This window comes from Rhizobacter sp. AJA081-3, from assembly GCF_017795745.1.
Taxonomy (GTDB): domain Bacteria; phylum Pseudomonadota; class Gammaproteobacteria; order Burkholderiales; family Burkholderiaceae_C; genus Piscinibacter.
Map to the genome: position 1 here is coordinate 558,176 of NZ_CP059067.1, position 26,042 is coordinate 584,217.

General features: G+C 69.7%; 26 protein-coding genes. 17 read left to right on the top strand and 9 right to left on the bottom strand.

Annotated features, from left to right (window positions below; genetic code table 11):
- Window positions 1-11: 11 nt before the first annotated feature.
- The 5 genes from HZ992_RS02775 to HZ992_RS02795 all read left to right on the top strand — a co-directional run bounded on the left by HZ992_RS02775 (window position 12) and on the right by HZ992_RS02795 (window position 4,431).
- Window positions 12-1,940 carry a S8 family serine peptidase gene (locus HZ992_RS02775; RefSeq protein WP_245213335.1) on the top strand — a complete coding sequence of 643 codons (1,929 nt, stop codon included), beginning with the start codon at window positions 12-14 and terminating at the stop codon, window positions 1,938-1,940.
- 27 nt (window positions 1,941-1,967) lie between these two features.
- On the top strand, window positions 1,968-2,426 hold the full coding sequence (locus HZ992_RS02780) for an HIT family protein (protein ID WP_209385177.1): 459 nt from the start codon (window positions 1,968-1,970) through the stop codon (window positions 2,424-2,426).
- Window positions 2,427-2,598: 172 nt separating this feature from the next.
- Window positions 2,599-3,015 (top strand): gamma-butyrobetaine hydroxylase family protein, encoded by a 417-nt coding sequence (locus HZ992_RS02785; RefSeq protein WP_209385178.1) that lies wholly within the window; start codon window positions 2,599-2,601, stop codon window positions 3,013-3,015.
- 10 nt (window positions 3,016-3,025) lie between these two features.
- Entirely contained in the window at window positions 3,026-3,757 is a 732-nt protein-coding gene (ubiE, locus tag HZ992_RS02790) for a bifunctional demethylmenaquinone methyltransferase/2-methoxy-6-polyprenyl-1,4-benzoquinol methylase UbiE (protein WP_209385179.1), read from the top strand.
- A complete protein-coding gene (locus HZ992_RS02795) occupies window positions 3,751-4,431 on the top strand; it encodes a Tim44 domain-containing protein (RefSeq protein ID WP_209385180.1) in 681 nt (226 codons plus the stop codon). The genes ubiE and HZ992_RS02795 overlap by 7 nt, the downstream gene beginning before the upstream one ends.
- Window positions 4,432-4,444: 13 nt before the next feature.
- Here HZ992_RS02795 and HZ992_RS02800 read toward each other — a convergent pair whose 3' ends face one another.
- The 4 genes from HZ992_RS02800 to galE all read right to left on the bottom strand — a co-directional run bounded on the left by HZ992_RS02800 (window position 4,445) and on the right by galE (window position 9,367).
- Entirely contained in the window at window positions 4,445-5,725 is a 1,281-nt protein-coding gene (locus HZ992_RS02800) for a nucleotide sugar dehydrogenase (RefSeq protein WP_209385181.1), read from the bottom strand.
- Between the two features lie 20 nt (window positions 5,726-5,745).
- Window positions 5,746-6,753: an NAD-dependent epimerase gene (locus tag HZ992_RS02805; RefSeq protein WP_209385182.1), complete on the bottom strand. Its 1,008-nt coding sequence runs from the start codon at window positions 6,751-6,753 to the stop codon at window positions 5,746-5,748.
- 108 nt (window positions 6,754-6,861) lie between these two features.
- Window positions 6,862-8,310 (bottom strand): mannose-1-phosphate guanylyltransferase/mannose-6-phosphate isomerase, encoded by a 1,449-nt coding sequence (locus HZ992_RS02810; protein ID WP_245213336.1) that lies wholly within the window; start codon window positions 8,308-8,310, stop codon window positions 6,862-6,864.
- Window positions 8,311-8,317: 7 nt separating this feature from the next.
- Window positions 8,318-9,367 (bottom strand): UDP-glucose 4-epimerase GalE, encoded by a 1,050-nt coding sequence (gene galE, locus HZ992_RS02815; protein WP_209385183.1) that lies wholly within the window; start codon window positions 9,365-9,367, stop codon window positions 8,318-8,320.
- A 92-nt stretch (window positions 9,368-9,459) separates the two neighbouring features.
- Between galE and HZ992_RS02820 the strand changes: the two genes are divergently transcribed.
- Complete coding sequence (locus tag HZ992_RS02820) at window positions 9,460-10,011, top strand: hypothetical protein (protein ID WP_209385184.1); 552 nt, start codon at window positions 9,460-9,462, stop codon at window positions 10,009-10,011.
- Window positions 10,008-11,558, top strand: a complete 1,551-nt coding sequence (gene ubiB / locus HZ992_RS02825; protein WP_209385185.1) for a ubiquinone biosynthesis regulatory protein kinase UbiB — start codon at window positions 10,008-10,010, stop codon at window positions 11,556-11,558. Before HZ992_RS02820 ends, ubiB begins: the two co-directional genes overlap by 4 nt.
- A gap of 33 nt (window positions 11,559-11,591) precedes the next feature.
- Here ubiB and HZ992_RS02830 read toward each other — a convergent pair whose 3' ends face one another.
- The gene (locus HZ992_RS02830) at window positions 11,592-12,653 is read right to left on the bottom strand and encodes a polyamine ABC transporter substrate-binding protein (RefSeq protein WP_209387021.1); all 1,062 of its coding nucleotides are present in this window, start codon (window positions 12,651-12,653) and stop codon (window positions 11,592-11,594) included.
- A gap of 237 nt (window positions 12,654-12,890) precedes the next feature.
- Between HZ992_RS02830 and HZ992_RS02835 the strand changes: the two genes are divergently transcribed.
- The 10 genes from HZ992_RS02835 (at window position 12,891) to HZ992_RS02880 (ending at window position 22,601) form a co-directional block, all read left to right on the top strand.
- Window positions 12,891-13,226 carry an FmdB family zinc ribbon protein gene (locus HZ992_RS02835; protein ID WP_209385186.1) on the top strand — a complete coding sequence of 112 codons (336 nt, stop codon included), beginning with the start codon at window positions 12,891-12,893 and terminating at the stop codon, window positions 13,224-13,226.
- 22 nt (window positions 13,227-13,248) lie between these two features.
- The gene (locus tag HZ992_RS02840) at window positions 13,249-13,896 is read left to right on the top strand and encodes a DUF502 domain-containing protein (RefSeq protein WP_209385187.1); all 648 of its coding nucleotides are present in this window, start codon (window positions 13,249-13,251) and stop codon (window positions 13,894-13,896) included.
- 103 nt (window positions 13,897-13,999) lie between these two features.
- Window positions 14,000-15,790, top strand: coding sequence for an aspartate--tRNA ligase (gene aspS, locus HZ992_RS02845; protein ID WP_209385188.1), 1,791 nt, complete (start codon window positions 14,000-14,002; stop codon window positions 15,788-15,790).
- Window positions 15,791-15,845: 55 nt separating this feature from the next.
- Window positions 15,846-16,310: a dihydroneopterin triphosphate diphosphatase gene (gene nudB, locus HZ992_RS02850; RefSeq protein ID WP_371816780.1), complete on the top strand. Its 465-nt coding sequence runs from the start codon at window positions 15,846-15,848 to the stop codon at window positions 16,308-16,310.
- Entirely contained in the window at window positions 16,307-17,098 is a 792-nt protein-coding gene (locus tag HZ992_RS02855) for an endonuclease/exonuclease/phosphatase family protein (RefSeq protein ID WP_209385190.1), read from the top strand. The genes nudB and HZ992_RS02855 overlap by 4 nt, the downstream gene beginning before the upstream one ends.
- Window positions 17,095-18,312 (top strand): cardiolipin synthase ClsB, encoded by a 1,218-nt coding sequence (clsB, locus tag HZ992_RS02860; protein ID WP_209385191.1) that lies wholly within the window; start codon window positions 17,095-17,097, stop codon window positions 18,310-18,312. The genes HZ992_RS02855 and clsB overlap by 4 nt, the downstream gene beginning before the upstream one ends.
- 10 nt (window positions 18,313-18,322) lie before the next feature.
- Window positions 18,323-19,351, top strand: a complete 1,029-nt coding sequence (locus tag HZ992_RS02865; RefSeq protein ID WP_209385192.1) for a ligase-associated DNA damage response exonuclease — start codon at window positions 18,323-18,325, stop codon at window positions 19,349-19,351.
- Window positions 19,348-21,072 (top strand): ATP-dependent DNA ligase, encoded by a 1,725-nt coding sequence (locus HZ992_RS02870; protein WP_209385193.1) that lies wholly within the window; start codon window positions 19,348-19,350, stop codon window positions 21,070-21,072. Before HZ992_RS02865 ends, HZ992_RS02870 begins: the two co-directional genes overlap by 4 nt.
- Window positions 21,069-21,815 (top strand): choice-of-anchor D domain-containing protein, encoded by a 747-nt coding sequence (locus tag HZ992_RS02875; RefSeq protein ID WP_209385194.1) that lies wholly within the window; start codon window positions 21,069-21,071, stop codon window positions 21,813-21,815. Before HZ992_RS02870 ends, HZ992_RS02875 begins: the two co-directional genes overlap by 4 nt.
- Before the next feature lie 78 nt (window positions 21,816-21,893).
- Window positions 21,894-22,601 carry a class I SAM-dependent methyltransferase gene (locus HZ992_RS02880; RefSeq protein ID WP_209385195.1) on the top strand — a complete coding sequence of 236 codons (708 nt, stop codon included), beginning with the start codon at window positions 21,894-21,896 and terminating at the stop codon, window positions 22,599-22,601.
- On the opposite strand, the gene HZ992_RS02885 is transcribed toward HZ992_RS02880, so the two are convergent.
- Genes HZ992_RS02885 through menA form a run of 4 tightly spaced genes read right to left on the bottom strand, consistent with a single transcriptional unit; the run spans window position 22,577 to window position 26,039 of the window.
- Window positions 22,577-23,635, bottom strand: coding sequence for an asparaginase (locus HZ992_RS02885; RefSeq protein ID WP_209385196.1), 1,059 nt, complete (start codon window positions 23,633-23,635; stop codon window positions 22,577-22,579). The two genes, HZ992_RS02880 and HZ992_RS02885, sit on opposite strands and share 25 nt — an antisense overlap.
- Window positions 23,632-24,090, bottom strand: a complete 459-nt coding sequence (locus HZ992_RS02890) for a type II toxin-antitoxin system RatA family toxin (protein WP_209385197.1) — start codon at window positions 24,088-24,090, stop codon at window positions 23,632-23,634. The genes HZ992_RS02885 and HZ992_RS02890 overlap by 4 nt, the downstream gene beginning before the upstream one ends.
- 9 nt (window positions 24,091-24,099) lie before the next feature.
- Window positions 24,100-25,098: a Bug family tripartite tricarboxylate transporter substrate binding protein gene (locus HZ992_RS02895; RefSeq protein ID WP_209385198.1), complete on the bottom strand. Its 999-nt coding sequence runs from the start codon at window positions 25,096-25,098 to the stop codon at window positions 24,100-24,102.
- A complete protein-coding gene (gene menA, locus HZ992_RS02900; protein WP_209385199.1) occupies window positions 25,098-26,039 on the bottom strand; it encodes a 1,4-dihydroxy-2-naphthoate octaprenyltransferase in 942 nt (313 codons plus the stop codon). The genes HZ992_RS02895 and menA overlap by 1 nt, the downstream gene beginning before the upstream one ends.
- Between the last annotated feature and the right edge of the window lie 3 nt (window positions 26,040-26,042).

The following is a 26,042-nucleotide window of genomic DNA, read 5'->3' on the forward strand; positions in this document are numbered from 1 at the left end:
CGAGGCATTCCATGAAACACCGTTTCCGACCGTGCGCGCTCGCGCTCGCCGCCGCAGCCTGCCTGGCCGCTCCCGCTCTGGCCTTCCAGCGTCCCGACACAGCCGATGTGTTGCGCGCAGCGATCGCCGCGGCGCCTGTCACCGACCGCCTGATCGTCAAGTACCGCGATGCTGCCGCGGCGAACTCGCCGCGATCGCAGTTCGCGGCGCAAGTGGCGGCCAATCGCCAAGGCGTCACGATCCGCCTGTTGCGACAGACCCTCTCCGGCGCGCATGTCTACAAGCTCGGCCGCTCGATGAGCCACGACGAGGCGGATGTGCTCGCGGCGAGCCTGCGCGGCGGCGATGCCGCCGTCGAGTACGCCGAGCCCGACCGAATCCTGCAGCCGTTGATCGTGCCGGCCGATCCGATGTACACGAAACAATGGGCGCTGTCGGACGCGATCGGGGGCATCCGCGCACCGGCGGCCTGGGACAAGTCCAGCGGCGCCGGCATCGTCGTCGCAGTGGTCGACACCGGCGTGCGGCCGCATGCGGACCTCGTCGCCAACCTGCTGCCGGGCTACGACTTCGTGGTCGACCCCTTCGTTTCGAACGACAACACGGCACGCGATGCCGATGCATCCGACCCCGGCGATGCGGTCAGCGCGGGCCTTTGCGGGCCGGGCACGCCAGCGCGCAGCAGCTCGTGGCACGGCACCCACGTCGCGGGCATCGTCGGCGCGGTCGCCGGCAACGGCACCGGCGTGGTCGGTGCCGCCTTCGGCGCCAAGGTCCAGTCGCTGCGCGCGCTCGGCCGCTGCGGCGGCTACACCTCCGACATCGCCGATGCGATCGTCTGGGCTGCGGGCGTGGCCGTCACCGGGCTGCCGGCCAATCCGACGCCGGCGCGCGTGATCAGCCTGTCGCTCGGTGGTACCGGCAGCTGCGACAGGACGTCGCAGGCCGCCATCACGCAGGCGCGGGCCAAGGGCGCCGTGGTGGTGGTGGCCGCGGGTAATGACAACGCCGACGCGAGCCGCACCACGCCGGCCAACTGCAGCGGCGTCGTCGCCGTGGCGGCGACCAACGCGGCAGGCGGCAAGGCCTCGTACTCGAACACCGGTGCCAACGTCACGCTGGCCGCGCCGGGCGGCGACGCCGGTAGCGGCATCGTCTCGACGCTCAATGCCGGCACCACCACACCTGGCGCCGACGCCTATGCGGCCTACGCCGGCACGTCGATGGCGACGCCCCACGTCAGCGCCGTGGCCGCGCTGATGCTGTCGGTGAACAAGAGCCTGACGCCGGATCAGGTGGGCACGATGCTGAAGGCCAGTGCGCGCGCCTTCCCGGCAGCGTGCAGCGGTTGCGGCAGCGGCATCGTCGATGCCCATGCGGCGGTGGCCCTGGCAATGGCGGCGGTGCCTGCACCGAAGCCGGCCCCCGCGCCGGCGCCGGCGCCCGCTCCGAAGCCCGCACCGACCCCTTCGCCCAAGCCCGCGCCGGCACCTGCCCCTGCGCCGGCCCCCAAGCCCGCTCCGGTTCCCGCACCGGCCCCTGCACCGAAGCCCGCACCCGCCCCTGCACCCGCGCCCTCGCCGGTGCCCACCGTGGTCGAGGCAGAGTCCAACGACACCTTCGCGAAAGCACAGGCCATCGCCGGTACGCCCACGGTGATCTCGGGCACGCTCGCCAGCACGGCCGACGTCGACTTCTATCGCATCACCATCGCGGCCGGTCGCCGCGTCGTGGCCACGCTGCCGGGCAACACCGCCGTCGGTTTCGGTCTCGGCGTCTACCTGTCGGCAACCCAGCCGCTCGGGCAGATCCAGGCGAGCCCGGGGCAGGCGCTGTCGTTCACCATCAGCAACAGCGGCACCACGGCCGTCACGGTGGCCTTGCGCGTCTCGCGCGCGTCTGGCGGCACCGCAAGCTACAAGCTCAGCCTCGCGCCTTGAGTCGGCCCGGGCCTCGATAATCGGCGCATGCCAGCCGATTTCGAGCCCCTGCACGACGCACGCGCCGATTGCGTGCTGTGCCGCCAGCACACCGGCGTGCCGCTGTGGCAGGACGCCGCCTGGCGCGTGATCCGTGCCGAGGATGGCGACTTCCCGGCGTACTACCGGGTCATCGCGCGCCACCATGTGGGCGAGTTCTCGGCGCTGCTGGCGCCGGAGCGGCAGCGTTGCATGGATCTGGTCTGCGCCATCGAGCGGGTGCTGATCGACTGCCTGCAGCCGACGAAGGTCAACCTCGCCGCGCTGGGCAACATGGTGCCGCACCTGCACTGGCACGTGATCGCGCGCTTCGACTGGGACAGCCAGTTCCCCCAGGCCGTGTGGGGCCCGCGGCAACGCGAGGTGCCCGGCGGTGCGTTGGCGCGGCTGGGCATGCCCCTGGACGAACTCGATGCCATGGTCGTCGAGGCTCTCGCGTCGGCCTGAGCCGCCGTAGCGAGGCGCCTCTGAAAGTGCGCAGCGCAGGCGGCTCAGTTCAGGCCGACGCTGGCCAGCTTCGCAGGGCCCTCGCTTTGGCCTGACCGGCGTCAATGCCCCTGATCGCATCGCGACAGACGCTTCGCTACACTGCGGCCGGCTCACTCATCGAAGCGTTCCCATGGCCGGCCTCAGCAATTCCACTCCTCAACCCACGGCCATCACCGTGCACCAGCAATCGCGTGTGCTCGAAGTCGGCTTTTCCGACGGACAGACCTTCCGCATCCCGTTCGAGCTGATGCGCATCTACTCGCCCTCCGCCGAGGTGCAGGGCCACGGCCCCGGCCAGGAAGTGCTGCAGACCGGCAAGCGCGAGGTCGAGCTGACGGAGCTCGAGCCGGTGGGCAACTACGCCGTCCAGCCGACCTTCAGCGACGGCCACAACAGCGGCATCTTCTCCTGGGACTACCTGTACTTCCTCGGCTCGCAGGAAGCGCAGCTGTGGGCACAGTACGAGGAACGCCTGCAGGCAGCCGGCATGCAGCGCGATGCCGACATGCCGGCGGCCGCCGGCGCGGGCTGCGGCCACCACCACTGAGCGAGACGCCATGAGCCAGACGCATTTCGGTTTCCAGACCGTCGACGAGGCCGCCAAGGCCCGGAAGGTCCGCGGCGTGTTCGACTCCGTCGCGTCGAAGTACGACGTGATGAACGACCTGATGTCCATGGGCCTGCATCGCGCCTGGAAGGCCTACACCGTGTCGGTGGCCAACCTGCGCCCCGGCGACCGCGTACTCGACCTGGCAGGCGGCACCGGTGACCTGGCCCGCGCCTTCGCGAAGAAGGTCGGCGCGAGCGGCACCGTGGTGCACACCGACATCAACGAGGCCATGCTGCAGCGTGGCCGCGACCGCCTGCTCGACGAGGGGGTGGTGCTGCCCACGGTGATCTGCGACGCCGAGGTGCTGCCCTTTCCCACCGCCAGCTTCGACCTGGTCAGCGTGGCCTTCGGCCTGCGCAACATGACCCACAAGGACCGCGCGCTGGCCGAAATGAACCGCGTGCTCCGGCCGGGCGGCCGTCTGCTGGTGCTCGAGTTCTCGAAGATCGCACCGCCGCTGGCCAAGGCCTACGACTGGTATTCGTTCAACATCCTGCCGCGCATCGGGCAGCTCGTGGCCGGCGATGCGGACAGTTATCGCTACCTGGCCGAATCGATCCGCATGCACCCGGGTCAGGCCGAACTCAAGGCGATGATGAAGAGCGCCGGCTTCGCCCACGTCGACGTGCACAACCTCAGCGCCGGCGTCGTCGCGCTGCACGTGGGCATCAAGTGCTGAGAGGCGCGAACTCGCTGCGCCTGCCGTTCGCCGGCGTGCTGCTGCTGGCCGCCCTGTGGGTCTTGCCGCGCGAAGCCTCGGCGGCTGCGTTGACGGGCCTGAGCACCTCCCTCGGCCTGGCCGGCTCGCTGCTCGCCGTGCTGGCCTTGCAGGGCGGCTCGCCCGGCCACGCCGCCGCGCTGCTCGGCACGGCCATGCTGCTGCTCCTGCTGCTGGTCGCGGCCAGGCGTTCGCACACGGGCTTCGCTCGGGTGCTGCCGCGCTGGCTTCAGCGTCGGGCCGGCCGGCCGATGCTCGCGCGAGCGGTGCGCAGTGAAGGCGAACGTCAGTTGCTCGGCATGGCGCGTGCGCAGTTCCTCGAACTGCAATCGGCCTGGGACCGTGGCGACCTCGACGCCTTGCGCCAGCTCACCACCGAGTCGATGTTCGACGAACTGGCCGCCCAGCTGCCCCATCGCGGCGCCGAGCCGAACCGCACCGACGTGCTCTCGGTCGAGGCTCACCTGATCTCGCACGAGGCCGTCGGCCCGATGGAGCTGGCGAGCATCGAGTTCAGCGGCATGGTGCGAGAGTCCGCGGAACTCGGCGCGATGCCGTTCCGCGAGGTGTGGATGCTGGCCCGCCAGCAGCCCGAGAGCGGCTGGCGCCTGGCCCGGCAGCAGGCGCTGCTCTAGGGCCGCCGGGGGTTCAGAGCCGCCAGCCGTTCAGGCCGTGCGCGGCGATCTCGGCCGGGTCGTAGGCGGCCTTCACGTCGGTGAACACGGCCTTGTCGACCGCCTTGGCGGCGATCTGCTTCAGGCCCATCTCCGCGTACTGCTTGTGCGCCACCGCGGCGACGATGGCCGAGGCGCGCGGCAGCTGCTCCCACGGCGTCAGCTTGATGCCGTACTCGTGCTCGCACTCCGACGACTCGGCGATCGGGTCGTGCACGTGCACGCGCGCGCCGAAGCTGCGCAGCTCGTTGACCACGTCGATCACCTTGCTGTTGCGCAGGTCGGGGCAGTTCTCCTTGAAGGTCATGCCCAGCACGATCACGTCGGCGCCCTTGACCGGCAGATCGGCGGCGATCATCTCCTTGACGGTCTGCTCGGCGACGAACTTGCCCATGCTGTCGTTGATGCGCCGGCCGGCCAGGATGACCTGCGGCGTGTAGCCCAGCTTCTCGGCCTTGTGCGTCAGGTAGTACGGGTCGACGCCGATGCAGTGGCCGCCCACCAGGCCCGGCCGGAAGGGCAGGAAGTTCCACTTGGTGCCGGCGGCCTTGAGCACCTCGAGGGTGTCGATGCCGATGCGGTGGAAGATCACCGAGAGTTCGTTCATCAGCGCGATGTTCAGGTCGCGCTGGGTGTTCTCGATCACCTTGGCGGCCTCGGCCACCTTGATGCTGCTGGCCGGGTAGACGCCGGCGGTGATGATGGCGCCGTAGACCTCGGCCACCTTCTTCAGCGTCTCGGGCGTGTCGCCGGAGACCACCTTGGTGATCTTGGTGACGGTGCGCTCCTTGTCGCCCGGGTTGATGCGCTCGGGGCTGTAGCCGACGAAGAAATCCTGCTTCCACTTCAGGCCGGAGTGCTTCTCGATGATGGGGATGCAGACCTCTTCGGTGGCGCCCGGGTAGACGGTCGACTCGTAGACGACGATCGCGCCCTTCTTGATGTGGCGACCGACGCTCTCGGAGGACTTCACCAGCGGCGTGAAGTCGGGCTGGTGCGCATCGTCGACCGGCGTGGGCACGGCGACGATGATGAAGTCGGCCTCGGCGATGATCTTCGGGTCGGTGCTGCAGGTCAGCTGCGTGGCGGCCTTCAGGTCGGCGCTGCTGACTTCGCCGGTCGGGTCGACGTGGCGGCCATAGGCGGCCACCTTCTCGGCATGGAGGTCGAAGCCGAGGGTGCGGAACTTCTTGCCGAATTCGACGGCGAGCGGCAGGCCGACATAGCCCAGGCCGATGACTGCGATGGTGGTCATGCGAATGTTTCCTTCTTCTCTCAGGCCTTGAAATAGTTTCGATACCACTGCACGAAGCGGCCGACGCCTTCGGTCACCGGCGTGGCGGGGCGGAAGTCGGTCCACGACTCCAGCTCGGACACATCGGCCGAGGTGGCTGGCACGTCGCCGTCCTGCATCGGCAGGTATTCCTTCTGCGCGGTCTTGCCGAGCGCGCCTTCGATCGCCTCGATGAAGGCCATCAGCGGCACCGGGTCGTTGTTGCCGATGTTGAACACGCGGTAGGGCGCGTTGCTGCGCGCCGGATCGGGGGATGCGGCGTCGAAGCCGGAGTCCACCGTGGCCGGGCGGTCGAGCACGCGCACCACGCCGTTGGCGATGTCGTCGATGTAGGTGAAGTCGCGAACCATCTTGCCGTGGTTGAACACCTTGATCGGCTCGCCGGCGAGGATCGCCTTGGTGAACAGGAACAGCGCCATGTCGGGCCGGCCCCAGGGGCCGTACACCGTGAAGAAGCGCAGCCCGGTGGTGGGCAGGCGGAACAGGTGGCTGTAGGTGTGCGCCATCAGCTCGTTGGCCTTCTTGGTGGCGGCGTACAGGCTGACCGGGTGGTCGATGTTGTGGTGCTCCGAGAACGGCATCGCGGTGTTGCCGCCGTAGACGCTCGAACTCGACGCATAGGCCAGGTGCTGCACCGCGTTGTGGCGGCAGCCCTCGAGGATGTTGGTGAAGCCGACGATGTTGCTGTCGATGTACGCGTGCGGGTTGACCAGCGAGTAGCGAACGCCGGCCTGTGCCGCCAGGTGCACCACGCGGTCGAACTTCTCGTCGGCGAACAGCTTCGCGATGCCTTCGCGGTCGGCCACGTCCATCTTGACGAAGCGGAAGTTGGCATTCGGCGTCAACCGGGCGAGGCGGTCGAGCTTGAGCTGCACGTCGTAGTAGTCGTTCAGGTTGTCCAGGCCCACCACGCTGTCGCCACGTGCCAGCAGGATCTGCGACACGTGCATGCCGATGAAGCCGGCGGCGCCGGTGACGAGGACTTTCATGGTGGTGTCTGGTTTGCTGCGGGCCAAGGCCCTGAGGTCAATAGGGATTGTCCTTGAAGGCGGGCGATAAACGCACCCGCCCGTTCAGGGGCATGTGTGGCGGCGCAACTACTTCACGCGGCCGTAGGTGTCTTCGAAACGAACGATGTCGTCCTCGCCGAGATAGCTGCCGGACTGCACCTCGATGATCTCCAGCGGTACCTTGCCCGGATTGGACAGGCGGTGCTTCTCGCCCAGCGGGATGTAGGTGCTCTGGTTCTCCGACAGCAGGATCACCCTGTCGCCGCAGGTGACCTCCGCGGTGCCGCTGACCACGATCCAGTGTTCCGCGCGATGGTGGTGCATCTGCAGGCTCAACGAGGCGCCCGGCTTGACCAGGATGCGCTTGACCTGGAACCGCTCGCCCGCGTCGATGCTGTCGTACCAGCCCCAGGGGCGGTGCACCTGGCGGTGCAGCGTCTGTTCGCTGCGGCCGGCGCGGTCGAGCTCGGCGACGATCTGCTTGACCTCCTGGCTGCGGCTGCGATCGGTCACGAGCACGGCGTCGGGCGTTTCGACCACGACCACGTTGTCCAGCCCGACCACGCCGACCAGGCGGCTGGCCGCGTGCACGAGCGAATTGCGGCTGTCGCGCAGCAGCACATCGCCGTGGCTGGCGTTGCCGGCATCGTCCTTCTCGCTGACCTGCCAGACGGCCTCCCAGGCGCCGAGGTCGTTCCATCCGGCCGCCAGCGGCACCATGCGCAGCGAGAAGGCGCCGGGTTCGGCGGCCACCGGTTCCATCACCGCGTAGTCGATCGATTCGGACGGGATCGTGGCGAAGGCCTCGCGGCCGGGACGCACGAAGGCGGCGTCGAGGCTTCGCGCCTGCCATGCTGCCCGCGTGGCCGCTGCAATGTCGGCGCGGCAGCGTTCGATCGCCGCCAGCCACACCGAGGCGCGCACCACGAACATGCCGCTGTTCCAGAAGTACTGGCCCTCGGCCAGGTAACGCTTCGCGGTGGCGAGGTCGGGCTTCTCGACGAAGCGCTCCACCATCATGCTGCCGGCCGCGCCCGCTGCCTTGATGTATCCGTAGCCGGTCTCGGGGCGGTCGGGTGCCACGCCGAGGATGACGATGGCGCCTTCGGCTGCCTGGCGCACGGCGCGTTGCAGCGCCGCGGTGAAGGCAGGCTCGTCAATCACCGTCTGGTCGGCCGGCGTGACGGCCAGCACCGGATCGGCGCCGGCCTCGACCGCCTGCAGGGCGGCCAGCGTCATGGCCGGCGCGGTGTTGCGTCCCATCGGCTCGAGCAGCAGAGTCGCTGCGCCGATCTGAATCTCGCGCAACTGCTCCAGCACCAGGAAACGGTGCTCCTCGTTGCCGACGACGCAGGTGGGTGCGACGCGGATGTCGGGTGCCGCCAGTGCCGCCAGGCGCTGCGCCGCCTGCTGGAACAGGCTGCGGTCGCCCTGCAGCACCAGGAACTGCTTGGGAAACTGCGCACGCGACAGCGGCCACAGCCGCGTGCCGCTGCCTCCGGCCATCACCACGGGTTGGAGGTCGATGGGCGTCATGGGCGATTCAGGAAAGGGACTGGCTCAACGGGGCGGCTTCGAAACCGTTCGGGTTCATCGACTGCCAGCGCCAGCTGTCGGCGCACATCGCGTCGAGGTCGCGCGTGGCGCGCCAGCCGAGCAGCCGCTGGGCCAGCGACGGGTCAGCGTAGCACGCGGCCACGTCGCCGGGGCGGCGCGGCATGATCGTGTAGGGGACACGGCGCCCGCTGGCGCGTTCGAAGGCCTGCACCACCTCGAGCACGCTGTGGCCGCGGCCGGTGCCCAGGTTGACGGTCAGCGAGGCGCCATCGCCGAGCAGCCGCTGCAGCGCGGCGACGTGGCCATCGGCGAGGTCGAGCACGTGGATGTAGTCGCGCACGCCGGTGCCGTCAGGCGTGTCGTAGTCATTGCCGTAGACGCTGAGCTTTTCGCGCAGGCCCACGGCGACCTGCGTGACATAGGGCATCAGGTTGTTCGGCACGCCCTGGGGCGCCTCGCCGATCAGGCCGCTCGCGTGCGCACCCACGGGGTTGAAGTAGCGCAGCAGCGCGATCGCCCAGCCCGGCTCGGATTGCCCCAGGTCGCGCAGGATGTTCTCGCCCATCAGCTTGGTGGCGCCGTAGGGGTTGGTCGTCGAAAGCGGCGAATCCTCGGTGATCGGCAGTCGCTCCGGCTGGCCGTACACCGTCGCGCTGGAGCTGAACACCAGGCGCCGGCAGCCATGACGCTGCATCGTGCTGGCCAGAGTGAGCAGGCCGCCGATGTTGTTGCGGTAATAGGCCAGCGGCTTGGCGCTGCTCTCGCCCACCGACTTGAAGGCGGCGAAGTGCACCACTGCATCGATGCGCTGGCGCTGGAAAAGCGACTCCAATGCGGCCTCGTCGCACACATCCATGCGCTCGAAGTCCGGCCGCTGGCCCGACAGGCGCTGGAGCCGGTTCAGCACCTCGGGCGAGCTGTTCGAGAAGTCGTCCAGCCCGAGCACGCGCAGCCCCGCGGCCTGCAGTGCGAGCCAGGTGTGCGATGCGATGTAGCCGGTGGCACCGGTGAGGGAGGATGGTGGGGCGTGGTTCATCGGTTCGGTGTCGGCGGATTCTGGGCCCGGCCACTTCGCGGGCCGCCCTTGAATCTGGGGGGACATTGTGACGCCGTGCCTACAATCCGTGAATGCTGCACAGCTTGCAAGCGCTCGCATCGACGGCGGTCATCGAGCGCGCCATCCTCCTCGCCAACCATCTGATCGCCAGCGAACCGGTCGCCGCCCAGCGCCTGCGTGAGCACAGCGGGCGCAGCGTGCTGCTGCACCTGGAGGGCTGGCCGTCGCTGCTGCCGGCCCTGCCGCCGCTGGCGCTGCGTTTCACCGCCGCCGGCCTGCTCGAGTGGTGCGGCGACGAAGTGCCCGAGGTGCCTGACCTGCGCGTCTCGGTGGACGCTTCGAACCCCGCCCTGGCACTGGTGCGCTCACTGGCCGGAGACAGGCCGCGCATCGAGGTCGCCGGCGACGCGCAGCTCGCCACCGACGTCAACTGGCTGTTCGACAACCTGCGCTGGGACTTCGAGGACGACCTCGCCCGCCTCGTCGGCGATGCGCCCGCGCGCGAGCTGTCGCGCTTCGGCCGCAGCGTGGCCGGCGCGATGCGCGAGGCGGTGCGCGCCATCGGCAGCGTGGCCTCGCGCCTGCGCGGGGGCGGCGAGGGCGGCGGACCGACTCCGCGATGAGGCACGTCGGCCGGCTGATCTTCATCTGCGTCACGGTTCTGCGTTACGGGCTGGACGAGCTGGCGCTGTCCAGCTTCCGCCAGCGCTGGGTACGCGCGCTGGTTCGCGTGCTGACCATCGGCCGGCGCCTGGACCTGCCGCGCGGCGTGCGGCTGCGCCTGGGCCTGGAGCGGCTCGGGCCGATCTTCGTCAAGTTCGGCCAGGTGATGTCGACGCGGCGCGACCTGCTGCCGCCCGACTACGCCGAGGAGCTCGCCAAGCTTCAGGACCGTGTGCCGCCATTTCCGGCGGCGCAGTCGCGCGCACTGATCGAGAAGGCCTTCGGCAAGCCGATCGACGAGATCTTCGCCAGCTTCGACGCCGAGCCGGTGGCCAGCGCCTCGATCGCGCAGGTGCATTTCGCCACGCTGAAGGACGGCCGCGAGGTCGCGGTGAAGGTGCTGCGCCCGGGCATGCTCGACGTCATCGACGACGACCTCACGCTGATGCGCACCCTGGCCGTGTGGGTCGAGCGCCTGTCGGTCGACGGCAAGCGCCTGAAGCCGCGCGAGGTGGTGGCCGAGTTCGACAACTACCTGCACGACGAGCTCGACCTGGTGCGCGAGGCCTCCAATGCCGCCCAGCTGCGCCGCAACATGGAGGATCTGCGCCTGGTCATGGTGCCCGAGATGATCTGGGACCTGTGCACCCAGGGCGTCATCGTCATGGAGCGCATGAAGGGCCTGCCGATCAGCCAGGTCGACCGCCTGCGCGAGGCGGGCGTGGACATCAAGAAGCTGGCCCGCGACGGCGTGACGATCTTCTTCACGCAGGTCTTCCGCGACGGCTTCTTCCATGCCGACATGCACCCGGGCAACATCCAGGTCAGCGTGGCGCCGGCCACTTTCGGCCGCTACATCGCGCTGGACTTCGGCATCGTCGGCACGCTGACCGAGTTCGACAAGGAATACCTGGCGCAGAACTTCATCGCCTTCTTCCGCCGCGACTACAAGCGCGTGGCCGAACTGCACGTCGAGAGCGGCTGGGTGCCGCCGGAGACGCGCGTCGATGCGCTCGAAGGCGCGATCCGCGCGGTCTGCGAGCCGCACTTCGACCGGCCGCTGAAGGACATCTCGCTCGGCCAGGTGCTGCTGCGCCTGTTCCAGACCTCGCGGCGCTTCAACGTCGAGATCCAGCCGCAGCTGGTGCTGCTGCAGAAGACGCTGCTCAACGTCGAGGGCCTGGGCCGCGAGCTCGACCCCGACCTCGACCTGTGGAACACCGCCAAGCCCTTCCTCGAGCGCTGGATGAACGACCAGATCGGCTGGCGCGGCCTGGCCGAGCGGCTGAAGAACGAGGCGCCACGCTACGTGCAGCTGCTGCCCGAACTGCCGCGCCTGGTGCACCAGGCACTGACGCGGCCGCGCGCGAGCGACACCCGCGTGCTGGAGGCGCTGCTCGAGGAGCAGCGGCGCAGCAACCGCTGGCTGCTCGCCCTGACCGCCTCGTTGATCGGCTTCGCCGCCGGCGCGCTGCTGGTGCTCGTGCTCCTGCGCTGGCAGGCCTGAGCAGCCGTTCTATCGGCCTCTCAGGCCCCTGCCTCAGCGGCCAGCCTTGAAGTTCGTGAAGGTGCGCGTCTGCACGCGGCGGATATCCTGCGGCAGGCTGTCGGGTGCCGTCATCCGCGCCAGCTCCTGCGGGCCCGGGAAGATCGACTTGTTCTCGGCCACGTCCTTCTTGACGAACTTGAGCGAGGCCCGGTTCGGGTTGGCATAGAACACCTTGTTCGTCAGCGACGCATGCACCTCGGGGCGCAGGATGTAGTTGATGAACAGATGCGCATTCTTCGGGTGCGCCGCGTCGGCCGGAATGGCCATCGAGTCGAAGAACAGCGTGGCGCCGCTGGACGGCACCAGGGCCTGGATGTCGTTGCCGTTCTTGGCCTGCAGCGCCCGCGCGCGCGAGATGTTGATGTCGCCGGAGTAGCCCATCACCGCGCACAGCTGCCCGCCCGCCAGTTCCTCGATGTAGCCTGACGACGAGAAGCGCGTCACGTAGGGCCGGACCTTCTTGAGCATCTCGCCGGCCGGCGGGTAGTCGGCCGCGTTGCGGCTGAAGCCGGGCTTGCCCACGTACAGCAGGGCCACCGGCATCACCTCGGAGGCCGAGTCGAGAAAATTCACGCCGCAGCCCTTGAGCCTGGATGCGTACTTCGGATCGAACAGCAAAGACCAGGGGTTCTCCGGCATCGGCAGGTCGCCCAGCGCCTTCTTCACCTTGGCGGTGTTGATGCCCACGGTGACGAAGCCCCACATCCAGTTCACCAGGTGCTGGTTGCCCGGATCCAACTTGGCCATCTGCTCGAGGATGGCCGGATCGAGGTTGCCCCAGTTGCTCAACTGCGAGCGGTCCAGCGGCTGGAAGAGCTTGGCCTCGATCTGCTGCTTGGCGAAGTGCGCGCCCGGCACGACGATGTCGTAGCCGGTCTTGCCAGCGACCAGCTTGGCGTGGAGGATCTCGTTGTTGTCGTAGTTGTCGTAGTTGACCTTGATGCCGGTTTCCTTCTCGAAGTTCTTGATCGTGTCGTCGGCGATGTAGTCGGACCAGTTGTAGATGTTCAGGACCTTGGCTTCCGGGCCGGCGGCAAGAGCAGAGTCCGCCATGCCGGCGGTGACAATCGACGCGGCGAAGGCTGCGGCGGTGAGGAACTTGACGGTGCGGCGAATCACATCGAACTCCTGTAGAGGTGGGACGCAAACGGATGGCGCGATTTTAGGTTGACCCGTGCCGGGACCCGTGCAGCCGCGCATCGACCGAGGCAGTGCATCCGATGGCCTGCGGCTGGCGCGTGACGGCGCCGTATAATTGGCGGTTTTCCTGCCGAAATCAAGGGTTTAGCCATGCCGATCTACGCCTACCGCTGTGCAGCCTGCGGCCACGCGAAGGACGTTCTGCAGAAGATCTCCGACCCGGTGCTGACCGACTGCCCGGCCTGCGGTGCCGCGAGCTTCCAGAAGCAGCTCACCGCGGCCGGTTTCCAGCTCAAGGGCTCGGGCTGGTATGCGACCGACTTCAAGGGCGGCGGCGCGGCGGCCCAGCCCGCGGCCGATGCCGCGGCCAAGCCCGCGGACGCGGTCGCGCCCGCCAGCGCGCCGTCCACCGGCAGCGACAGCGCCGGCAGCGGCGGCTCGACCACCGCGTCCGGTGGTTGCGGCGCGTCCTGCGCCTGCCACTGAGCGGCTCCAAACCGGAACCCCTGTGAAGAAATACCTGCTCGCCGGCCTGCTGGTCTGGCTGCCGCTGACGCTGACCGTCTGGGTGCTCACCTCGGTGCTCGGCGTGCTCGACGGCGTGTTCGGCTGGTTCATCTCGGCCACGCAGGCCGTGCTGCCGATGGCCGCCACCGCGCCGCTCGAGGCGCTGCGGCACATCCCGGGCCTCGGCGTGATCGTCACGCTGGTGGCGTTGCTGCTGACCGGCGTGTTCGCGACCAACATCGTCGGCCAGTGGTGGCTGAAGCAGGGCAGCCGGCTGCTCAACCGCATCCCGATCGTCAAGTCGATCTACAACTCGATCAAGCAGGTCTCCGACACGCTGTTCTCCAGCAGCGGCAACGCCTTCCGCGAGGCGGTGCTGGTGCAGTACCCGCGCGAGGGCTCGTGGACGATCGCCTTCGTCACCGGCCGGCCCGGCGGCGAGGCGGCACACCACCTGGTGGGCGACTACCTCAGCCTGTACGTGCCGACCACGCCGAACCCGACCTCGGGCTTCTTCCTGATGGTGCCGCGGCGCGACGTCATCGAGCTCGCCATGAGTGTCGACGAAGCCCTCAAGTACGTCATCTCGATGGGCGTGGTGGCGCCGCCGATGGGCGCCGTCGCCGAGGTGATCCCGGCCCGAAATTGATTGGGCACTGCGCGCGCAGTGCCCCACCGCCCCACACGCCTGTCCCATTCAACGCGCGCGGCCCGAAGCGCCGCCCGCCCCGAACAGAATCCGGAGTCGAACCATGAGAACCACCTATTGCGGCCTCGTCAGCGAGGCCTTGCTCGGCCAGACCATCACCCTGATGGGCTGGGCCCATCGCCGCCGCGACCATGGCGGCGTGATCTTCGTCGATCTGCGCGACCGCGAAGGCATCGTGCAGGTCGTCTGCGATCCCGATCGCGCCGACATGTTCAAGGTCGCCGAGGGCGTGCGCAACGAGTTCTGCCTGAAGATCGTCGGCAAGGTGCGCGAGCGGCCGGCCGGCACCACCAACGCCAACATCACCAGCGGCAAGATCGAGGTGCTGTGCCACGAGATCGAGGTGCTCAACCCCAGCGTCACGCCGCCGTTCCAGCTCGACGACGAGAACCTGTCGGAGACGACGCGCCTGACGCACCGAGTGCTCGACCTGCGCCGCCCGCCGATGCAGCGCAACATGATGCTGCGCTACCGCGTGGCGATGGAGGTGCGCAAGTTCCTCGACGTCAACGGCTTCATCGACATCGAGACGCCGATGCTCACCAAGAGCACGCCCGAGGGGGCGCGCGACTACCTGGTGCCCAGCCGCGTGCACGACGGCATGTTCTTCGCGCTGCCGCAAAGCCCGCAGCTGTTCAAGCAGCTGCTGATGGTGGCCGGCTTCGACCGCTACTACCAGATCACCAAGTGCTTCCGCGACGAGGACCTGCGCGCCGACCGCCAGCCCGAGTTCACGCAGATCGACATCGAGACCAGCTTCCTCACCGAGGAGGAGATCCGCACGATGTTCGAGGGCATGATCCGCAGCACCTTCGAGCACGCGATCGGCGTGAAGCTGCAGGACTTCCCGGTCATGAAGTACTCGGACGCGATGCGCCTGTACGGCTCGGACAAGCCCGACCTGCGCGTCAAGCTCGAGTTCACAGAGCTGACCGACTCCATGAAGGATGTCGACTTCAAGGTCTTCTCCGGCCCCGCCAACGCCGAGGACGGCCGCGTGGTCGCGCTGCGCATTCCCGGCGGCGGCGAGATGAGCCGCGGCGAGATCGACGGCTACACCGAGTTCGTGAAGATCTACGGCGCCAAGGGCCTGGCCTGGGTGAAGGTCAACGACGTGGCCAAGGGCCGCGAGGGCCTGCAGAGCCCGATCGTCAAGAACCTGCACGACAAGGCGATCGCCGAGATCCTCGCGCGCACCGGCGCCGCCTCGGGCGACCTGATCTTCTTCGGCGCCGACAAGGCCAAGGTGGTCAACGACGCCATCGGCGCGCTGCGCGTGAAGGTCGGGCACAGCGAGTTCGGCAAGTCGCGCGGCCTCGTGCAGGGGCAGTGGGAGCCGCTGTGGGTGGTCGACTTCCCGATGTTCGAGTACGACGACGACGCACAGCGCTGGAACGCGGTGCATCACCCGTTCACCAGCCCGAAGGACGGCCATGAAGACTGGCTCGAGACCGACCCGGGCCGCTGCATCGCCAAGGCCTACGACGTGGTGCTCAACGGCATCGAGCTCGGTGGCGGCTCGGTGCGTATCCACCGCGAAGAGGTGCAGAGCAAGGTATTCCGCGCGCTGAAGATCAACGCCGAGGAGGCGCAGCTCAAGTTCGGCTTCCTGCTCGACGCGCTGAAGTACGGCGCGCCGCCGCACGGCGGCATCGCCATCGGCCTGGACCGCTTCGTGATGCTGATGACCGGCGCCGAGAGCCTGCGCGATGTCATCGCCTTCCCGAAGACGCAGCGTGCGCAGGACCTGCTCACCAACGCGCCCAGCCCGGTCGACGAGAAGCAGTTGCGCGAGCTGCACATCCGGCTGCGCAACGTGCAGACGGCCACTTGAAGCGGCTGATGCAGAATTCCGGGGCGCGTCTGATCGCGCCCTTTTTTCATTGCGCGTGGACAAGCCGTTCAAGATCCCCGAGTCGGTGCTGGTCGTGATCCACACGCCCGAGCGCGAGGTGCTGCTCATCGAACGCGCCGATGCGCCGGGCACCTGGCAGAGCGTCACCGGTTCGAAGGACACCGACGACGAGCCCTTCGAAGCGACGGCGATCCGCGAGGTGGCCGAGGAGACCGGCATCGTCGTCGGCTCGCCCGCCGTGCCGCGCGAGGCACTGATCGACTGGGGCTTGCGCAATGTCTACGAGATCTACCCCGTCTGGAGGCATCGTTATGCGCCGGGCGTGATCCACAACACCGAGCATGTGTTCGGCCTGACCGTGCCGCGCGGCACGCCCGTCACGCTGGCGCCGCGCGAGCACCTCGCCTGGCGCTGGCTGCCGTGGCGCGAGGCGGCCGACAGCTGCTTCTCGTTCAGCAACGCCGAAGCCATCCTGCAACTGCCGAACTTCCTGCGATGAGACACCACGCGCCGACCACGCTGGGCCATGGCGACATGCTGCGCGTGGCCACCTACAACATCCACAAGGGCGTGCGCGGCGTCGGCCCGCGCAAGCGGCTGGAGATCCACAACCTGGGGCTGGGCATCGAGGCGCTGGACTCCGACCTGGTGTTCCTGCAGGAAGTGCGCAGCTTCCACCACGGCGAGGCGCGGCGCTTCGCGCGCACCTCGTTCGGCTGGCCGCGCGAGGGCCAGGCCGACTTCCTGGCGCCCGAAGGCTACGAGGTGGCCTACCGCACCAACGCGGTCACCCGCGAAGGCGAGCACGGCAACGCGCTGCTGTCGCGCTGGCCGCTGGGCGACATCGGCCACCACGACGTGTCGGACCACCGCTTCGAACAGCGCGGCCTGCTGCACGTGCCGGTGCACTGGAATGGCGCGGTGCTGCATGCCGTTGTCGCACATCTCGGGTTGATGCACGCCAGCCGCGCGTGCGCGGTGGAGCGGCTGGCCGCCTTCATCGAGGCCCATGTGCCGAAAGACGAACTGCTCGTTGTCGCCGGCGACTTCAACGACTGGGGGCAGAAGCTCGATGCGCCCATGCGCGAGTGCGGCATGCAACGGGCCTTGCCGGAGGGTGTGAGCAGCGCGCGGCAAAACACCTTCCCGTCACGCGTGCCGGTGTTCTCGCTGGACCGCATCTACACGCGCGGCCTGCGCTGCGTGTCGACCTCGGTGCCGCGCGGATCGGCCTGGGCGCGCATGTCGGATCACCTGCCGCTGGTCGCCGAGCTCGTGCACGAATGACGCAGGCCGATCCGCGCGCCGAGCACGAACTGCTGCTGCTCAAGGGCGGCACGGAGCTGTTCCCGGCCATGGTCGAGGCCATCGACGCCGCGCGCTTCGAGGTGATGCTGGAGACCTACATCTTCGACTTCAGCCGCTCGGCACTCAGCATTGCGCAGGCGCTGGAAGCCGCCGCGAAGCGCGGCGCCACGGTGCGCGTGGTGGTCGACGGCCTGGGCACCGGCGACGTGCCCGAAGAATGGTGCCTGCGCTGGGCCGCAGCCGGCGTGCGCTGGCGCATCTTCAACCCGGCACGGGGCTGGCGCCTGCTGGTGCCGCGGCGCTGGCGTCGCATGCACCGCAAGCTCTGCGTGGTCGACGGCGAGGTGGCCTTCTGCGGCGGCATCAACCTGCTCGACGACCACCACGATCCCAACCACGGCGAGCTCGAGCAGCCGCGCCTGGATTTCGCGGTGCGCGTGCGCGGGCCGCTGGTTGGCGACGTTCACGACACGATGACGCGGCTGTGGTGGCGGCTGCAGGCGGCGCGCAAGGTCGGCAAGGGCGACCCCGAGGGCGCGCTGGCCGCTGTGCGCGCCGCCGCGCGAGCCGGCGTCGAAGATCCCCCGTACCCGAGCCGCCTGCTCGGCGGCGCGAGGGCGGCGCTGGTGCTGCGCGACAACTTCCGCTTTCGCCGGCGCATCGAGAGCAACTACCGCGTGGCGATCGCGCAGGCGCGGCGCGAGATCGTCATCGCCAACGCCTACTTCATCCCCGGCGTGCAGCTGCAGCGCGCGCTGCTGCGCGCTGCGCGGCGCGGGGTGAAGATCACGCTGCTGCTGCAGGGCCGATACGAGTACTTCATGCAGTTCCACGCCAGCCGCGCGGTCTACGGCCTGCTGCTGGACGCCGGCATCGAGATCATCGAGTACGAGGCGAGCTTCCTGCACGCCAAGGTGGCGGTGATGGACGCACCGCAGGGCGCGCTGTCCACGGTGGGGTCGTCCAACCTCGACCCTTTCAGCCTGCTGCTGGCCCGCGAGGCCAACGTGTTCGTTCGCGACGATGACTTCGCCGCCGAGATGATGGGCCACCTGCGCCACGCCATCGCGCACCAGGGGCGCCGGGTCGAGCCCGACGCACACGCGGCGCGGCCCTGGTCCACGCGTGCACTCAACTGGGTCGCCTACGGCCTGATGCGCTTCGCGCTGATGGTGACGGGCCTGAAATACTGAAGCCTTGGCAATGACCGCCGATCTGGTCGTGCAACGCCCCGAGGGCCTGTACTGCCCGCCGGGAGGCTTCTTCATCGACCCGTGGCGTCCCGTCGATCGCGCCGTGATCACCCATGCGCATGCCGACCATGCGCGACGCGGCCATGGCCACTACCTGGCCGCCGCGCCGGCCGAGGGCGTGCTGCGCGCGCGGCTGGGCGAGATCACGCTGCAGCCGCTGGCCTACGGTGAGGTCGTCGAGCACCACGGCGTGCGCATCAGCCTGCACCCGGCCGGCCACGTTCTCGGCTCGGCGCAGGTGCGGCTCGAGCATGGCGGCCAGGTCTGGGTGGCTTCGGGCGACTACTTCGTCAGCGGCGCCGGCGACGACAACCGCACCTGCGCGCCCTTCGAGCCGGTGCGCTGCGACTGCTTCATCACCGAGTCGACCTTCGGCCTGCCGGTGTACCGCTGGGCGCCGCAGCGCGAGGTGTTCGCGGCCATCGACGACTGGTGGCGAGCCAACGCCGCGCAGGGCCGCGCCAGCGTGCTGCTGGGCTACAGCTTCGGCAAGGCGCAGCGCATCCTGGCCGGCGTGGATGCATCGATCGGGCCGATCCTCGTGCACGGCGCCGTGGAGCCGCTCAACGAGGCCTACCGCGCAGCCGGCGTGCCGCTGCCGGCCACGCAGCTCGCCACCGCGGTGAGCGACAAGGCCGTGCTGCCGCGCGCACTGGTAGTGGCGCCGCCCTCTGTGCTGGGTTCGGCATGGATGAAGCGCTTCGGCGACTGCGCCGATGCCTTCGCCAGCGGCTGGATGCAGCTGCGCGGCGCCCGCCGCCGCCAGGGCGTGGACCGCGGCTTCGTGCTCTCCGACCACGCCGACTGGCCGGGCCTGCAGCGTGCCATCGCGGCCACCGGCGCGTCGCGCGTCATCGTCACCCACGGCTACGAGGCGGTGATGGTGCGCTGGCTGGCCGAGCAGGGCCTGGAGGCGGGATCGTTCCGCACCGAGTACGGCAGCGACGACCCTGGCGACGACGGCGAGGTGGCTGCATGAACCGCTTTGCGCGCCTGTTCGCCGAACTCGACGCGAGCACCGCGACGAACGCGAAGCTTGCGGCCTTGCAGAGCTACTTCGCCGAGGCCGCGCCGGCCGATGCGGCCTGGGCGGTGTACTTCCTCGCCGGTGGCAAGCCGCGCCAGGTGCTGCCCACCGCGGCGCTGCGTGCGATGGCCGTGCAACGCGCCGGCATCCCCGAGTGGCTGTTCGAGGAGTGTTACCAGGCGGTCGGTGACCTCGCCGAGACCATTGCCAATGTGCTGCCGCCGCCCGCCACGCTCGGCGACGTCGGCCTGGCCGAGTGGGTGCAGCAGCGCCTGCTGCCGCTGCGTGGCGCCGAGCCGGCCGAGCAGGCGGCGCGCATCGCGCAATGGTTCGGCGAACTCGACGCCGCCGGGCGCTTTCTGCTCGTCAAGCTGATCGGCGGCGGCTTTCGCGTCGGCGTGAGCAAGTTGCTGGTGCAGCGCGCGCTGGCCGCGCACGCGGGGCTGGATGCCAAGCTCGTCGCGCAACGCATGATGGGCTACACCGATGCAAAGGCGGCGCCAGATGCGGCGTCCTACGCGCGGCTGCTGGCGCCGGCCGGCGAGGGCCGCATCGAGGCCGGCCAGCCCTATCCCTTCTTCCTCGCCCACGCGCTGGATGTGCTGCCAGCCGACTTCGAAGCGCGACTCGGCCCGAGCAGCGACTGGCTGGTCGAGTGGAAGTACGACGGCATCCGTGCGCAGCTGGTGCGCCGCGAGGGGCAGGTGTGGATCTGGTCGCGCGGCGAGGAGCTGGTGACCGAGCGCTTCCCCGAGATCGTGCAGGCCGCGCAGGCGCTGCCCGACGGCACCGTGCTCGATGGCGAGATCGTCGTCTGGAAGGACGCGCGGCTGGCGCCCTTCAACCTGCTGCAGCAGCGCATCGGCCGCAAGACGCTGACGAAGAAGGTGCTCGCCGAGGCACCGGTGGCCTTCATCGCCTACGACCTGCTCGAGTCGCAGGGAGAAGACCGCCGCGATTGCCCGCAGCACGATCGCCGTGCCCTGCTCGAAGCGGCGCTGCAGGGCACGCCGCTGCAGCTCTCGCCGCTCGCCCATGCGACCGACTGGGCCGCCTTCGCCGCGCTGCGCCGCGAGTCGCGCGAGCGCGGTGTCGAGGGCTTCATGCTCAAGCACCGGCAGGCGCGTTACGGCAGCGGCCGCACCAAGGTCGATGGCACCTGGTGGAAGTGGAAGATCGAGCCGCTGTCGATCGACGCCGTGCTCGTCTACGCGCAGGCCGGCCACGGCCGCCGCGCCAGCGTCTACACCGACTACACCTTCGCGGTGTGGAACCGCACACCGCGCGACGCCGCCGAGGCGCAGGTGGTGCTCGATGCCATCGAGCGGCGCGAGCCGGCGCAGCCCGGCGCGCTGCAGCTGGTCACCTTCGCGAAGGCCTACTCGGGCCTGAGCGACGCCGAGTTCGCCGAAGTCGACCGGGTGATCCGCCAGACCACGATCGAGAAGTTCGGCCCGGTGCGCAGCGTGCGGCCCTCGCTGGTGTTCGAGCTCGGCTTCGAGGGCATCAACCGCAGCCCGCGCCACAAGAGCGGCATCGCGGTGCGCTTCCCGCGCATGCTGCGCATCCGCAGCGACAAGGCGCTGCACGAGGCCGACACCTTGGGTCACCTGGAGGCCCTGCTGTTCAGCGCCGGGGCGGGTACGATGGCGGCCAGGGAGCAAACACCATGACGCGATCCATCCTGGCCCTGCTGGCCGCACTCACGCTTGCCGCCTGCGGCAGCGTCGAGGAGAGTGACCCGAAGCCACGGCTGGAGGCGCTCAGCACGCCCGGGACGGACTTCGGCAGGACGCTCGTCGGCACGCGCAAGCAGCTCGACTTCCTGGTGCGCAACAGCGACGCAGGCTTCGCGAAGGTGAAGCCGCTGGACGTGACGGGACTGGCGGTCAATGGCGGCACCTTGACCTCCACGAGTACCTGCCCCACCGTGCCCTTCACGCTGGCCGAAGGCGAGAGCTGCTATCTCTCCGTGTACTGGCAGCCCGGTGCCGCCGGCGCCTTGACCGGCGAAATCCGCATGACGAGCAATGCGAAGGAAAGTCCCCAGGTGCTGGCCATCACCGGGGCTGCACAAAACCCGCTCGACCCCGCGCTCGGCGCGATCGCGTTCGTGGGCACGCCGGTTCTCGAGTTCGGCGAAGTGCCGCGCGGCGCATCGCAATCGCTGCCCTTCATCGTGCGGAACATCGGCAATGCCGCCGACACGCTGAACATCTCCGCGCCCGCGGCAAGCGGCTGGAGCGCGAGCCACGACTGCCCCGATTCTCTGGCGGTGAACAGCCAGTGCACCATCACAGTCACCTTCGCACCGACCGAGGCCGGCCTGTCCGTGCCCTCGGCGCTGCTCGTGACCGACCCGTACAACGCCAGCTACGGCGGCCTCTCTCTCAGCCTGCGCGGCACCGGCCGCTAGGGTCAATCGCCGCAGGGCCCATACTGCGGCTCCTCCACCTCTATCGAGGCCCTTGACGCGGGTTTCGCACCCGCGCCCATGCCCGGCTACCAGACCAAGCAAGAGCACATCGCCGTGCGCGGTGTCGATGACATCGTCATCCGCTCGCTGCTCGACCGCCAGCAGTTCAGCGACCCGCTCGGCGACGCGCTGGAGCAGGGCATCTCGTCGGCCGCCTGGCCGCTCTTCGGGCTGTTGTGGCCCTCGGGCGCGCAGCTCGCTGCGCGCATCGCTCTGCACCCGGTGACCGAAGGTGAACGCATCCTCGAACTCGGCTGCGGCCTCGCGCTGGCCAGCCTGGTGGGGCATCGCCGCGGCGCCGACATGACAGCCAGTGACTGCCATCCGCTGGCCGAGGGTTTCCTGCGCGAGAACCTGCGCCTGAACGAGCTCGGGCCGATGAAGTACCGCCACGGCCACTGGGGCGGCCATGCCGCCGCGCCGGCACGCGGCGAGGTGCCGGCTTCCGAGATGCTCAGTGGCCGCTTCGAGCTGATCATCGGCAGCGACCTGCTCTACGAACGCGACGACGACGGCACGCTGTCGGGCACCATCGCGCGCCATGCTGCGCCGGGCGGCGAGGTGTGGATCGTCGACCCCGACCGCGGCAACCGCGCCGCCTTCCACAAGCAGATGATCGCCGCCGGCTTCAGTGGCCGCGAAGAGCGGCTCGACCGCGCGGCCGCCGGCTTCCAGCTCGCCTACAAGGGCCGCCTGCTGGTCTACACCGCGCCGGCCGCGCACTGATTGCCGAGTGCGCTGCGCAGCGCAGCGCTGGCGCGCAATCGACCGACCTCGATGCCGTTCCAGTTGCGCAGCATCGGCTCGCTGAGCGAGCGCAGCAGCGCGGGCTCGTCGCCTTGCAGCGGCACCAGCGCCTCGATCACCGCAGCCATCACCACCTCGGCAGCGCGCGCGTTGTTGCCGTCGTCGATCTTGATCGCCACGCCCAGGCCCTGCGCGGGCAGCGCAGCGCAGTACACGCCCTCGGCGCCGACCTTGCAGAACACACGTTCGCCCAGCCGCTCCATCACGCGCGTGTCGAAGCGGCCCGTGCCGGCGACCATGAAGGGCGCCTTCGCCACCGCTTCGCGCAGCCGCTTCGCCGCCTGCGCGTGCTCGCTGGCCAGGCCTCGGCCGGTGGCCACGCGGGCGAAGCCGAGCGCCAGGTGGCGCAGCGGGATCGCGTAGGTCGGGATCGAGCAGCCGTCAGTGCCGTGCGGCGCGGTCGAGAGATCGAAGTCCGTCGCCGCCTGCAATGCGGCTGTCACCTCGCGCATCACGGCATGTTCCGGCTTCACGTAGCCGCGCGCGAAGCCGCGCAGGCCGGCGGCGCCGTGGCGCGCGCAGGCCAGGCACAGGAAGCCGGCATGCTTGCCCGAGCAGTTGTTGTGCAACGCGCCGGGCTGCTCGCCACGCGCCGCCAGCGCGCGCGTGGCCACGTCGTAGCCGGGCCAGTGCGCGCCGCATTCCAGCGCGTCGGCGTCCAGGCCGGCCTTGGCCAGCATGCCGGCGGCAGTGTGCACATGCTCGGGTTCGCCGTTGTGCGAGGCGCAGGCGAGGGCGAGCTCTTCAGCCGTCAGCGCCAACGTGTCGGCGGCGCCGCTGGCCACCAGCGGCAGCGCCTGCAGCACCTTCACCGCCGAGCGCGGGAACACCGGCCGCTCGATGTCGCCCAGCGACAGCACGCTGCGCCCGTCCGCATCCACCACCGCCAGCGCGCCGCGATGCACCGACTCGAGCGCCGTGCCGCGCAGCACCTCCACCATGATCGGGTTCATCGTTCCTCGGTCTGTTTCCGTGGGCCTGGAGTGGATGATGCCAGCGCTCGCTGCACGAAGGCGTCGACCATGCTGTTGGCCATGCGGTCGAACACCGGGCCGGCGGCTCGCGTCACCCAGGCACTGTCGAACTCGTAGTCGAGCGTGAAGGCGACCTTGCAGGCGTCGGCGCCGAGCGCGCCGAGCCGCCACTCGCCCTCGAAGCGGCGAAACGGCCCGTGCTCGAGGTGGATGGCCATGTACTCCGGCCGGCGCTTCGGGTTGCGCGTGCGCATCTCGAAGATCTTGCCGGCCCAGCGCACGCGCAGGTCGGCCGACACCAGGGCGTCGTCGCGGCTGACGATGGTCGCGCCCGTGCACCAGGGCAGGAACTGCGGGTAGTGCTCGGCGGCCTCGATGAGGTCGAAGAGGTGTTCGGCGCTGCGGTCCACCAGCGCGCTGTGGCGCACGATCATCGGTTTCGCCTACATCCGGGCGACGCGGCCTTCGCGGACCAGCGGCTCGTACAGCGCGACGTCGGCCTCGATGCGCTCGCGCAGCGCCTGTGGCGTCGACGGCGTGATCTCGAAGCCGGCCTGCTCCGCGCGGGCGCGCACTTCGTTCGTGCCGAGCGCGCCGAGGATGTCCTGCCGCAGCTGTTCGATCACCGGCGCGGGCGTACCGGCCAGGCTCACCAGCGCGGCCCAGGGATGCATCTCGACGGGCGGACCGCCGGCTTCGGCCAGGGTCGGAATGTCGGGGTGGCTGGCCAGGCGCTGCCGCGCGGCCACTGCGAGTGGCCGTAGCTTGCCGCTGGCCACCAGGCCCGCCACGGTGTTCATGCCGATGGTGGTGAAGTCCACCTCGCCTGAGGCCACGCCGGACAGCAGCGTGCCGGCGTCCTTGAAGGGGATGTGCAGCATCTGCACGCCGGCGGCCCGCGCCAAGCTCTCGACCGCCACGTGGCTCGCATGCCCGTTGCCCAGCGTCGCGTAGCTCACGGCGCCCGGCTTGCGCCGTGCCGCGTCGAGCATCTCGGCGACGCTGCGAAAGCGGTTGCCGCCGCCGACGAAGATCAGGAAGGTGGCGCGAAACAGCAGTGTCAGCGGCACCAGGTCGCGCCGCGGGTCGTAGGGCAGGGTGGCGTGCAGCAGCGGGTTGACGGCCAGCGTGGCGGTGTCGGCGAGGTACATCGTGTGCCCGTCGGCCGGTGTGCGCCGCACGTCGCCGAAGGCGACGATGCCCGAGGCGCCGGGCTTGTTGTCCACCAGCACCGGCTGGCGCCATCGCTGCGACAGCCGCTGCGCCACGCTGCGCGCCACCACGTCGGGCCCGACACCCACCGAGTAGGGAACGACGATGCGAACTGCGTGTGCCGGAAAACCCGCCGGACGCGCCGCGCGGGCCAACGGCACGGCCATGCCGCCCAGCGCGCCGGCCAGGGCCCGCCAGCAGTCTCGCCGCGTGACGGACAGCCCGGCCATCACCCCGACACGCGGCCGAACAGCGCACCCGCGGACAGCAAGGCCGCGAACCACAGTTCGAGCCGGAACGTGCTGAACAGCACCTCGTTGAACGCCGTGCCGCGCGGGCAGCTGACGAAGTCGTGGCGCAGGCGCCAGGCCGCCGGCAGCAGCAGCAGCGGCAGCACGAGGCCGGGCGAATGGCCCCAGGCCAGCATCGGTGCGAGCAGCGCGAAGGGCAGGAACAGCAAGGCCGTGAACAGGCGCCGCGAGCCTGATTCGCCGAAGGTCACGGCGAAGGTGCGGCGGCCGACGATCCGGTCGTGCGCGATGTCGCGGTGGTTGTTGACCGCCAGCGCCGCGGCGGCCAGCGAGCCGATGGCCACCGAGGCCAGAGCGCTGACGATGCCGACGTGGCCGGTGAGCACCCAGTCGGTGCCCATCACGGCGACCAGGCCGAAGAACACGAACACGGTGAATTCGCCGAAGGGCGTGTAGGCGATCGGCCGCGGCCCGCCCATGTAGGCCAGCGCCGCCAGCAGCGAACTCACGCCGATCGCCAGCACCGGCCAGCCGCGATAGGCCACCAGCGCCAGGCCCAGGCCGGTGGCCACCAGCGCGACGACCACGATGCCGGCGCGCACGTGTCGCACGCTCAGCCAGCCGTTGGCGGTGGCCCGCGGCAGGCCGGTGCGCGTGCCGCTGCGCTCGCCGCCGCGCACGGTGTAGCCCACGTCGTTCTGCATGTTGGTGATGACCTGCATCAGCAGCGCGGCGCCGAGCACCAGCAGCGTGGCCAGCAGGTCGATCGCGCCCTGGCGGGCGAAACCCAGCGTGCCGCCGACCAGCACCGGGCTGATCGCCACCAGCAGGCTGCGCGGCCGCACCGCGACGGCCCAGGCACGCAGGGACCCGGCACGCACCGGATGGATGTCGTCGGCAGCAGCTCGTTTGACGGTCATGGC